The organism is Snodgrassella sp. W8132, assembly GCF_016100865.1.
Classification (GTDB): domain Bacteria; phylum Pseudomonadota; class Gammaproteobacteria; order Burkholderiales; family Neisseriaceae; genus Snodgrassella; species Snodgrassella alvi.
The window spans coordinates 311,927-323,830 of record NZ_JACFRQ010000001.1 but is presented as its reverse complement, the minus strand read 5'-3'; the positions used below and the strand labels follow the sequence as shown (position 1 = coordinate 323,830).

Genomic DNA, 11,904 nt, shown 5'->3' with positions numbered 1-11,904 from the left:
ACACTGCATAACTCAATTAGTATAGCTAAAATAAATTTAGATGCTCAACATGCTACAATCACCATAAACTATTAAAAAATATAAAAAATAGCTGCATACTCATTAAACCAGCAATAAAAAAGCATAACCAACCTTATTTAAATAAATTTATGTCTGGCATTCAGCTTATTATGCAAATAAATACCTAATGATATATCTGGTAAAGTTTTCGATTCCTGCTTCAACCTGCTTCTTGACACTAAAAGCTATTTCCTGGCACATATTGACAAGTCAACTTATATAAAAAAAATTAAATTAAAAATCAGTAATTTACAACATTAAACATTACATTAATTCCTGATTTAACATCATTCATAACCCAGCTTTAAAAATATTTATATAAATATCAAAACCATATTTAAAATATTTTGTATATTTCAGTAATAATAAGAAAATATTTGTAGACATAGATTAATATGACTGATATCATTAACACCTGAATATCTAAGCTATTTATTTCCCTGACCCGGTCATTTTGTTTATAAGCTTTTCTCCTACATTACGGCTTATAAATTTTTAATGACGGGTTCTTTTTTTATATAAATTCAGAAATCTATTTTACATTACTAAAATTTTATTCTTTTTCTATCTATTCTATTCTTCTCAATTCATTAAAAAACAGAATAAAAAACTTCCTCATAAATAACTGTTAATTTTAAGTAAATTATTTGTGGTTTTTTTACAAATTAATCAAATTTTTATACTTTTGCTTTTTTATATAGGTATTACAATTTTCGAAGCAGGCATCAAATTCATCTTTACTGCTAAAGTCTTTTCTATCCAAATATATTAAACGTCTGTATGATCTGATAGAGTTTTTTCTCTTTAAATACAAATAAATTCTATTGTGAAATTTAATTACTGAATAAAAATCCTGCCATTCAAAGCATGTCTTATTTCCCTTTTTTTCTTTTGTCAGGCACTCAGAAGTAATTTCAATAATATAATTGCCAAATCCTCCTATTTTTTCAAATTCATCCTTGATTTTAAATATCGGATAGAAAATAGTTATAATATTCAGAATTATCAGAGAAATTGTTATTCTATTTATATAAATATTATAAGCATCAATACCAATTACTATAATCAATATTGGAAGTGTCATAATAAAAGCATAAAAGGCTTTAGTATTTATTTTAATAATCATAGGATTAATCCGGTAAAAATAAATTTATAATTACTGATGTTTTACTTACCAATATATAAATTTTTTTTTAACGCCTGATTTTTCATTTTAGCCATTACATTATACATTTATTTGTTAACTTAACATCGACCATAAATCCTCAAGTCAGACAGCATTCTGTTAAATTAAAATTTTAATTTCTTAAAAAAAGAATTTTAGTTAACCTGAAATCCGGTTAATTATCCGTTTTACTACTTATCATAATCAGAAAGTGATTTTTAAGTTTGCCATCCCTGAATTACTGTGCCAGTGGCTACCATTTTCATACTGATACTGAATACCGGCTTTCAGATTACGGCTGATCTGTACATTTCCACCTACAGCAGCATTCCAGCGTGTTTTTGCTGAAGCCCATTTACCGGAACGTTCATTTCCGTGTATTCCGGCAAAACCTCCGCTCATTGCATATTCTCTGTCGCGAAAATCATGCTCAATACCCAGCAGTCCGAAAATATCAAACACAGTATCCCGTATACCAAAACGATATTGAGTAAGAATACTGGCCGAACCGGCTACAACACCTTTATTAAGCTTTCGGGCATATAAACCATAACCGTTTGCCCCGTCTTCACTAAAATGATTCTGTTGCAAATAATCATATCTCAGACCTAGCTGCGGTGTCAGAATCAATTGATTCAGATAAAACGCTTTACCTCCTTTAAAAGCCAGTTGCCATACGTTACCTTTGGCTTTTGCTCCTGTTGCTTCTGACGACTCACCCAGCCATATTCGCCGGTTGACATCATTGGAAAAACGGTTGTATCCAAAGCTGCCGGATATGTAGGCACCGTTCCATCGATTTGGCGCATAAAATGAACCAGCAATTAAACCATTGGTTTTAATATCAGCATTGCCATATTGTTCATTCCAGCCGGTATTTTGAAAAGTATAAGCCATCGCTGCAGATAATCCGTTACCAAATTTTTTACTGATACCGAATATACCGCTATTAGTATTCTGTTTTCCTCTGACAACAGTGGGATTCCAGCGATTCTGTGAATGATTAAATTCCATAATCACATTAACCTCATCAGAGTTATTCTGAATTGATGACATAAAGTCACTATTCAGTTTTCCTAATGTCAGAGTGCTGACCATATTAGCGTTACTGTAAACCGCACCGGATAAAGAATATAACGACCGCCTTAAACTCTGAGCGGACTGTACATTCTGAATTCTGGCCGCACCATCGAATAATTCTTTATCCTGTTCACTATATTGGTCTGCAGCGGGTATACCATCCAGCTGGCTGAAAGCCGTATCCACAGCTCTGGCAGCGGACTCTATTGCCGGATCGGCAATACTGCGGGTTAACAGACCATTATCCATAACAGCTTTTTGTGTAGAAATGCGGGTAATATCAAAATCTACATTATTGTCATCGTAAACCGTTTTACCATCTAGCAGAATTCCACCGGAAAATTCAGTTGAGTCAAATTCACCCAAGCGTTTCTGTGCATTAATAACAGCTACTTTTATCCCTGTCTGAGGCACAAAACCGGCTTTAAGCGCATCGAAATATAATCTACCGGCTAGACTGGCAGTACCATTGACAGTAGTTCGGCTACCAAGGCTGGTCTGAAAAGTACCCGCTGCCGTCTGGTTAAAACTACCATTAACAGTGGCATCCTGACTAATAAAAGTACCTGCATTATCTACTGAACCAGTGAAGCCTTTAACCAGATAAGCAGCATCTTTACCAATTTGCGTTGCAGACTGGCTACTGCCATTTACGGCCAGCGTACCGGAATTAATCTGCGTTTTACCCTGATAAGTATGATTACCCTGCAATATCAGTGTTCCAGTACCGTCTTTGATTAGCCCGCCTTGCCCGCTGATATCATTACTGAATACATAGCTGCCGTCGGTTACATTTGCTGAGAAATCACCGAAGGCAAATTGTGCCGGTCCGTTAACCGCCTTACCAATATTCAGCAGTCCCCAGCCATATACCGAATCTACACCTTTAGCGCCCAGGTCAGTGGCCGTCGTCAGTAATGTGGTTCGTAAATTATTATTGGTCATCCAGGGATATTTTTGTTTAACCAGTGCCGCAGCAGCAGTAACCTGCGGAGCAGAAAATGAAGTGCCCGTGATATAGGTTAGTGGCAATGCATTAATATCATCGCCGGGCTTTGCGTATAAATTAGCAATCTCATACTGATAATAAGCCACCATACACCAATTTTTAGTATCGCCGCATCTGTTGGAAGACTTTTGAATTGTATTATCGCTATTTACACCAGCAACAACGATCCAGCCTTTCTGCAATTCAGGTTCAATTAAAGGAAATAACGATTCAATACTGGGCTGACTTTGCCCGTCATTGGCAGCTGCCCAGATAAACAGCATATCATCCCGAACCAGAGAAACAAAACGACCGATATAGGATGCAGATTTATCAGCAGGATTATTTGCATTTAAATAAGCTTTAGCTACATTAGTGTACCATTGCTTATTACTATAATAATTAGCGCCATAACTGTTATTGACGATTTTCACGCCAGCCTTATCAAGCGCGTTAAACGAATCTATGGTAGCCAGTAAATTGATTAATCCCGGCCCACGGCTATCTGTTGCACTGGCTGAATAAATTTGCACCTCTGGAGCAATTCCAATTTTTTTACCCCTGACATCTTTACCAGCAATATTTAAAGCTACTGCATCACCATGCGGGTAAGCTTTACCATTATAAGGTGTCCCGAACTGTCCCAAATCAACAACATTGTCAGGTAAAGCCGGATGATTAACATCGACTGGCAAATCAACAATACCGACCTTCACCCCCTTACCATCAAGCCCCTGATCCCGTGCATCTTTCAGATTTAGTAGGTTAGCTTGTGTATTATCCTCACCGTATACACTGCGGGGATACTGGTTTTTACTCAACGGAATTTTTATTGCTGATTCGGTACTGTCCATTCTCGACGGATTGGATGAAGGAACAGGAATATTATCAGCCGGATCTATCGGAGTCGGATCAACCGGCTCATGTTTGTCTGGATCTGGATTAACTGGAGGAGGAGTAACCGGAGGAGGAGTAACCGGAGGAGGAGTAACCGGAGGAGGAGTAACTGGTGAAGGCACATTCGGTGTATTTTCTCCGTCTCCCGGTGTCTGGTTTCCGGTACCGGGATCGGTTCCGCCCGGTTTACCGCCAGTTTCCGTAGAATTAGAATGAACACCACTGCCACCGCCACCACATGCCGTTAAAGCAAATGAAACAGCAATCACTATGGATTTAAGCATTAAAGCTGAATGTTTCATACTGGCTGTTCCTTTATCTTAATTTGAAAAATAAATATAAAAATTTAAATTTCATTTTTATTAATATTTCTTGATAACCTTAATGAACATTGATTTGCTTATTCAGTTCGGGTTTAGCATTCAGGCATGATACATGGTCTAAATTGCTGATTTACTTGTCTATATATTTATTAACCAAATAAGATTTTTTTTATCTATTTTAATATTCCGTACTATTATGTATTTAATTTCAGATTGGTAAATTATAAATAAATATACCAAAAAAATAATTTATAGCTTTATTTACAATATGGATTTAAACCGGCGAAATACTGGCTCTGAAAGGCATTAAAGCAGTATCTTATTAAAAGAAATAAAATTTTTACGCATAAAGAATAATATTTTTTAAATTTTTTACTCATAAAACATAAATATATGCTTTATAAATTAATTATATTTGACTTGATATATTAAATATTTAGAAGAAAAAATTTAAATAAACAATATTCGATTAAATTCAGCTAATTATTACTTATATTAAAAATACTTTCATAGACAACAACTTATACAATCAGTTACCGTTATAAAAGGAACACAAGGCAACAAACCGTAACTTGTTTAGATAAATAAGGAGATAAGCATGAACAAACGCAAACCGCTAAAAAGAGATATTAAATTCAGCACCACTGAAGAATTAAGGGAAAATGCACGCAAAAATTATGAAGACGGACCGATTACTTCTACTTATGAGCTGGATGTAGAACGGGTAATCGAACTGCTTAATATAGCTTTGGCTTCAGAATGGGTATGTGTACTGCGTTATCTGCGACATTACTACATGGCAACCGGCCTGTTTATGGATGCCGTTAAAGAAGAATTTATGGAACATGCAGAGCAGGAACAAAAACATGCAGCTATGCTGGCTGAACGTATCACCCAGCTTGGCGGTGAACCGGATTTGAATCCGGATGTGTTTATTCAGCGTTCACCGACAGAATATATTGAGGGAGAAACTTTACGGGATATGGTAGAGTCAGATTTGATTGCAGAACGTATTGTGATTGATCTTTACCGGCAGGCCATTATGTATGTCAGCGATTATGACACCACTACTAAACGCATACTCGAACATATTCTTGCTGAAGAAGAAGATCATGCAGACGAATTATCCGACATGATGGAAGGTTTGGATGGCAAACCCGTATCGAAAAAAATAATTTAATAATTTAGTGATTTAACATAAAAATCCGTAGTTAGTCTGCGGATTTTTTCAGACTGCTTTTCCAGCCATTAGTGTATGTTTGAACTTTATATTTATTATTATTTCAAACTATCTATTATGACATAATTCTATTTATCTTTATAGCAATAAATCGCTCAAACTTGAGGCAGATTAATAATCAGATAAACCTTTTAAAGAAAATACTCAGGTAAATTGTGGTGTGAATCTCTTTGCACTACAATCATATTAAGAGGTTTCCAGAAAGATATCTGGATTATTTTTCAATAGTTTATGGAGTAAACAACATGAAAGCAATGGTGTACTACGGAGCAGGTGACATTCGTTTTGAAGAACGTGCTAAACCAGTTATTATCGAACCAACTGATGCAATCATTCGTTTAACCCGGACAACTATTTGCGGTACCGATCTGGGTATCTGGAAAGGAAAAAATCCAGAGATTGAACAAACCGCCATTCAAAAAGACGGTCAATTCAACGGTCGTATTCTCGGACATGAAGGGATTGGTATTATTGAAGAAACAGGCAGTGCAGTTAAAAATTTTAAAAAAGGCGATAAAGTCATTATTTCCTGTGTCAGCCGCTGTGGTACTTGTGAAAACTGTCAGAAACAGCTTTATGCACATTGCCAGAGTGGTGGCGGCTGGATTATGGGCTACATGATTGATGGTACTCAGGCTGAATACGTACGTACTCCCTTTGCAGATAATTCACTTTACCGATTACCGGCAAATTTAAATGAAGATGTGGCCGTTTTGTTGTCAGATGCCTTACCTACTGCACATGAAATCGGCGTGCAATATGGTGATGTTAAACCCGGCGATACAATAGCCATTGTCGGTGCCGGCCCGGTAGGAATGAGTTGTTTATTGACCGCACAACTATATTCTCCCTCCCAGATTATCATGATTGATATGGATGATAACCGCCTGCATATGGCAAAAGAGCTGGGTGCCACGCAAATCATTAATTCTGCCAGCGAAGACGCGGTGGCGCGTGTTTTGGAATACACAGGCGGCCGCGGAGTAGACTGCGCTATGGAAGCTGTAGGGCTTGAAGCCACATGGAATATCTGTCAGCGCGTGGTAAAAGAAGGCGGACACTTGGCTAACGTAGGTGTACATGGGCAATCAGTCAACTTTGAGCTGGAAAAACTCTGGATTAAAAATCTTACCATTACCACAGGTCTGGTTAATGCCAACACTACCGGCATGTTGCTGAAAACCTGTTGCTCAGGCAAACTGCCGATGGAAAAGCTGGCTACTCACCACTTCCACTTTAATGAACTGGAAAAAGCTTATGATGTCTTTATGCATGCTGCAGATGAAAAAGCCATGAAAGTTATTATTGATTATTAAATACTGCCGAGCAGATAAAAGCTTTAATGAAATCTGCCCTACTAAATAAAGCAGCCATTAAGGCTGCTTTATTGATTACTGTCTGTTTATAAAATGATTATCTCTTTAAATCCGCTGAAAAATCGAATATTCAGCAATTCTGTTATTTATCCGATTCGCCGTAGAATTTAAAATATCAATTTATTCTTCTTCATCCTCATCTTCCTGCACGCTGACACTGTGTTCAATCAAACTGGGAACCACAAAAGAAGTGGCTAATGCATTTTTATTCTCAGAAAGATGTTGCAGATAAGCTTCATCAACATCACCCGTAATATAACGGCCGTCAAAGCAAGAACTGTCAAAACCTTCAATTTGCGGATTCAGCTTTAAAACTACCTCTTTCAAATCATCCAAATCCTGAAATACAACACCATCGGCACCAATTTCCGCAGCCACCTGCTCTGCATTACGCCGGTATGAAATCAATTCTTCCCGGGTTGGCATATCAATACCATAAACATTCGGAAACAATACAGCCGGTGCGGCGGAAGCAAAGTAAACTTTTATCGCTCCTGCCTCACGCACCATATCCACAATTTCCCGGCTGGTTGTCCCGCGTACAATAGAATCATCTACCAGCAGAACTTTTTTACCGCTAAACTCATAATTCATCGGATTAAGCTTTTGCCGCACAGATTTTTTACGCACAGCCTGCCCGGGCATAATAAATGTCCGGCCGATATAACGATTTTTAAATAATCCTTCCCGGTAAGGCTTATTCAGATGCAGAGCCAGTTCCATAGCACTGGGACGGCTGGTATCGGGTACAGGCATAATTACATCAATGTCTGCTAAATCCAGTGTCCGTTTTACCTTTTCTGCCAGTGTTACCCCCATATTCAGACGAGCCTGATATACCGATACTCCATCAATGACTGAGTCTGGACGGGCAAAGTATACATATTCAAACAGACAAGGCATCAGATGAGGTGCCTGTGCGCACTGCTGTGAAAATAGCTGACCTTCATTACTGATAAAAATAGCTTCACCGGGTGCCACATCTCTTACCAGCTCATAATCCAGACTAGGGAAAACCACAGATTCAGAAGCAACGACATAATCTGTATGACCGTTCTCTTCCCTTTTACCCAGACACAGAGGCCGGATACCGAGCGGATCACGAAAAGCCAGTAAACCATAACCGGCAATTAATGCCACCACACCATACGCACCATGTACTCGTTTATGCAGTGCGGCCACAGCAGCAAAAATATCCGATAAAGCCAGTGCAGTACGATTACCAACCTGATTTTCCAGCTCTCGTGCCAGTACATTAAGTAGCACTTCAGAATCAGAGCGGGTATTTACATGGCGCAATTCAGTAAAACAGACATTTTTAAATAAATCCTCGGTATTGGTCAGATTACCATTATGTGCCAGCACAATTCCGAAAGGGGAATTTACATAAAAAGGTTGCGCTTCAGCACTGCAATTGGCATTTCCGGCTGTCGGGTAACGGACATGAGCAATACCAGCATTACCTATCAGTTCACGCATATTACGGGTACGGAATACATCACGTACCATACCGCGACCTTTATGCATGTGAAACATATTACCCTCAGCGGTAACAATTCCGGCAGCATCCTGTCCGCGATGTTGCAGCATCTGTAAACCATCATATAAAAGCTGATTTACCGGTTCATGTGCCACAATACCCAATACACCACACATTACTTTCTCCATTCAAGACAAATAAATACGCGCGTTTTTTGTTATTAAAAACGCGCGTTGTATTCGGTTACTTATGTTCATGCTGTTATACCGATGGTGAATTCAGCTTATCAGCAAGAAAAGACGGCAGATAAGGCACCGCCACCATCGCCAGCCTTTCAAACATGCCTGCTGTAAATGAATCCCGCCACACAGGAGATTTCGGCAAATCAGTAAAAGAACATATCAGCACCACTAAAGTGACAATAATAATTCCTTTAATCGCACCGAAACAGGCGCCCAGCATACGGTTAACTCCGCCAAGCCCGATCGATTTCAATGCTGAAGTAATCACTGTTCGCATCAGACGCTGAATAATCCACAAAACACCGAATACCATCACATATGATAATGAAACAGCCAGCGCCCGTGGCTGCATAGTCGTAAAAGCCATATCAGCCACAGGTGCAGCCAGCAACTTGGCTCCGACAAATGCAACCACCCAGCATAACAGTGAAGCTATTTCGCCCACCAGCCCGCGCATCATAGCAACCAGAGTTGTTAATAATATCAGGCCGAGAGCCAGCACATCAAAAAGGGTCATGCAATACCAACTTCCTATAAACCAATTACCAATCCGTCCAGTCCTGCAGCATGCACTTTATCCAGATTTTGCAAAGCCTGACTGCGATTATTATAAACCTGGCTGCGTACCCGATACAGTGTGCCTTTACTAGTCTGACTTTTACTGATACTGGTAGTGACACCGGCAACAGCCAGCCTTTGCTGTACCAGATTAGCCTGCGCCTCAGTGGTATAGGCACCAATCTGAATTATAGTCCGTTCCACAGACGGTTTATTATTGCTACTGGTAGCATTGCCTCGATTCTGACCGGAAGCAGAATTTTTAGACACCGTACCGGCTGCTTTATTTTCCAATATCTGCTGCGGTGTCAGTTTACCGCCTGCCGTATTATTTGCCGGTTTTGCTGTCGCCGCCGGTTTTACGGGTACTGGATTTTTATTTATTGGTTTAGGTGTTGCAGACACAGGTTTTTTGTCTGTATTAGCAACTTCACTTCTGTTTTTTACTACAGGTGTAGTATCAACTGTACTGGCTGGTGTTTTATTCACCGGCTTTACTGTTACAGGTTCAGTTTTAGGGCGGTTACTGCTTGCCGTATTAACAGGAACCTGTTTAGTTTTTTCTGTTGTTTCTACCGGAGTTCTGTTAATAACCGGTTTTGGTTTAACAACTGGTACTGCTTCAGTATGTACTTGTTGTCTGTTATTTTTTTCAACAATCTTTCTTTCAGAAGACGGTTTGATACCTGCTGAATCAGTATCATTTGGCCGCCGCTCTGACGGTACCGGTGTATTATTTATTTTAGCTGGCAAGACAGGTTTAGGATGTGTTGTTTCTTCACGCATTACAGGTCTGGATATACTGTTTTCCTGTTTATGTTCAGATGCTGCAGATGCATTACCCGAACCGACAGTTGTATTTACCGCAGATGACCTTGCCGCCGTTACCGGTTCCAGTACTATAGCTGAAGCAGATTGTGCCTGCGCCACAACACTCGCCTGAGACACCATACCTGCTGTGCCGGAAGCTGTTTCTGACGGAGCAGTTCTGACTTCAAGCTGCGGTGCCGGTACAGACTGAGGCGTGCGACGGCTCAGCATAATAACCAGCAATATAGCAGCAATAACTACCATAATTAATGCACCTACCAAACGGCGCCTGTTGCGCCGTTTCAGCTGTTCATAATTTTCCTGTGCATTCATTAATCACTAACTCCTCTGACCTTATCGTTTCTATTTTCAGAATTTACCTTGAAGATAAATCTATTATTTCTGCTACTGTATGAAACGAACCAAATACAACAATTCTATCATTCTCACCGGCCTCTGATAAAGCAGCCTGATAAGCTTCTTTAACATCAGGATAAGCTGTCACAGCAGCAATATTATGCTGAATAAATTTTTCTTGTAAAGCCTGTATAGTCATACCGCGTGGCAAAGCAAGCGGAGCTATCAGCCAGCAATCAAACTGATCTTTAATAATTTCCAGAACCGCATCAATGTCTTTATCAGCCAGCATACTGAATACAGCCATGCGTTTTTCCGCATAGGGTAAAGCAATCAAACTTCTGCGCAATGCCCTTGCTGCATGAGGGTTATGCCCCACATCCAGTACCGTAACCGGTCGTCCGGGTAACACCTGAAATCTTCCCGGATGGCGTACGCGCAACAAGCCGCGTTTAATTGCACCAATATCCAGAGGCAAACGTTCAGACAAACATTCCAGCACAGTTAATGCACAAGCCGCGTTACTGAGTTGAAAATTACCGCGCAATACTGGTATCGGTAAAGCATGACGGGCATGTTCATCCTTATATAAGCTACTTTTCTGCGGATGAAAACGATACGACCACTGCTGCATTTCCATCTTATGGCAATCAAAATCTCGGCCAAGCAAAAGTAAATCTGCCCCCACCTCTGCCGCATGCGATGACAGACTGAGCGGTACAGGAATTTGAGCACAAATTACAGGCTTTCCAGCACGCATAATGCCTGCTTTTTCAAATGCCACTTTTTCTACTGTATCACCAAGAAATGCCTCATGATCCAAATCAACACTGGTAATCACTGCCACATCGGCATCAAATATATTGACAGCATCCAGCCGCCCGCCCAGCCCTACTTCCAGTATCATTACGTCTACCTGCTGACGTATAAATACATCTACGGCAGCCAGCGTATTAAACTCAAAATAGGTTAACGGTATCTCAGCCCGTGCTGTCTGTATATGTTCAAACGCACTGACAATCAAATCATCAGCAACAGCTTCACCATTAATCGCAATACGTTCATTAAAACGTAACAAATGCGGACTGGTTAAGGTACCAACCCGATAACCGGCTTCATGATAAATCTGTGTCAGATAGGCACATACCGAACCCTTACCATTGGTTCCGCCAACAACAATCAGCGGACATACCGGCTTTAAACCCATCCAGTCACGAACAGCACCTACTCTGGCCAGCCCCATTTCAATTTCGCCGCCGACCACACCATTTTCCAGATGTTGCAGCCATGAAGACAAACCAGTTGCATGAAATTTTTCTGCCATTATT

At 39.8% G+C, this 11,904-nt stretch carries 8 protein-coding genes; 2 read left to right on the top strand and 6 right to left on the bottom strand.

What is annotated here, in order from left to right; genetic code table 11:
* Positions 1-718 precede the first annotated feature (718 nt).
* Positions 719-1,186 carry a YcxB family protein gene (locus H3U82_RS01540; protein WP_078475157.1) on the bottom strand — a complete coding sequence of 156 codons (468 nt, stop codon included), beginning with the start codon at positions 1,184-1,186 and terminating at the stop codon, positions 719-721.
* Between the two features lie 243 nt (positions 1,187-1,429).
* A complete protein-coding gene (locus H3U82_RS01535; protein ID WP_198208854.1) occupies positions 1,430-4,492 on the bottom strand; it encodes a S8 family serine peptidase in 3,063 nt (1,020 codons plus the stop codon).
* 619 nt (positions 4,493-5,111) lie between these two features.
* Here H3U82_RS01535 and H3U82_RS01530 point away from each other — a divergent pair.
* Both H3U82_RS01530 and H3U82_RS01525 read left to right on the top strand, forming a co-directional pair.
* A complete protein-coding gene (locus tag H3U82_RS01530; RefSeq protein WP_025331132.1) occupies positions 5,112-5,693 on the top strand; it encodes a bacterioferritin in 582 nt (193 codons plus the stop codon).
* 305 nt (positions 5,694-5,998) lie between these two features.
* Positions 5,999-7,069, top strand: a complete 1,071-nt coding sequence (locus H3U82_RS01525; RefSeq protein ID WP_198208851.1) for a zinc-dependent alcohol dehydrogenase family protein — start codon at positions 5,999-6,001, stop codon at positions 7,067-7,069.
* Between the two features lie 180 nt (positions 7,070-7,249).
* Here H3U82_RS01525 and purF read toward each other — a convergent pair whose 3' ends face one another.
* The 4 genes from purF to folC form a co-directional block, all read right to left on the bottom strand.
* Positions 7,250-8,785: an amidophosphoribosyltransferase gene (purF, locus tag H3U82_RS01520; RefSeq protein WP_198208849.1), complete on the bottom strand. Its 1,536-nt coding sequence runs from the start codon at positions 8,783-8,785 to the stop codon at positions 7,250-7,252.
* Between the two features lie 85 nt (positions 8,786-8,870).
* Positions 8,871-9,368, bottom strand: a complete 498-nt coding sequence (locus H3U82_RS01515) for a CvpA family protein (RefSeq protein ID WP_025331135.1) — start codon at positions 9,366-9,368, stop codon at positions 8,871-8,873.
* A gap of 14 nt (positions 9,369-9,382) precedes the next feature.
* Complete coding sequence (locus H3U82_RS01510; RefSeq protein WP_198208847.1) at positions 9,383-10,552, bottom strand: SPOR domain-containing protein; 1,170 nt, start codon at positions 10,550-10,552, stop codon at positions 9,383-9,385.
* A 43-nt stretch (positions 10,553-10,595) separates the two neighbouring features.
* A complete protein-coding gene (folC, locus tag H3U82_RS01505) occupies positions 10,596-11,900 on the bottom strand; it encodes a bifunctional tetrahydrofolate synthase/dihydrofolate synthase (RefSeq protein WP_198208845.1) in 1,305 nt (434 codons plus the stop codon).
* Between the last annotated feature and the right edge of the window lie 4 nt (positions 11,901-11,904).

Coding starts and splice junctions, on each gene's coding strand:
- H3U82_RS01540 (WP_078475157.1), bottom strand. CDS start 1,186: ATGATTATTAAAATAAATACTAAAGCCTTTTATGCTTTTATTATGACA.
- H3U82_RS01535 (WP_198208854.1), bottom strand. CDS start 4,492: ATGAAACATTCAGCTTTAATGCTTAAATCCATAGTGATTGCTGTTTCA.
- H3U82_RS01530 (WP_025331132.1), top strand. CDS start 5,112: ATGAACAAACGCAAACCGCTAAAAAGAGATATTAAATTCAGCACCACT.
- H3U82_RS01525 (WP_198208851.1), top strand. CDS start 5,999: ATGAAAGCAATGGTGTACTACGGAGCAGGTGACATTCGTTTTGAAGAA.
- purF (WP_198208849.1), bottom strand. CDS start 8,785: ATGTGTGGTGTATTGGGTATTGTGGCACATGAACCGGTAAATCAGCTT.
- H3U82_RS01515 (WP_025331135.1), bottom strand. CDS start 9,368: ATGACCCTTTTTGATGTGCTGGCTCTCGGCCTGATATTATTAACAACT.
- H3U82_RS01510 (WP_198208847.1), bottom strand. CDS start 10,552: ATGAATGCACAGGAAAATTATGAACAGCTGAAACGGCGCAACAGGCGC.
- folC (WP_198208845.1), bottom strand. CDS start 11,900: ATGGCAGAAAAATTTCATGCAACTGGTTTGTCTTCATGGCTGCAACAT.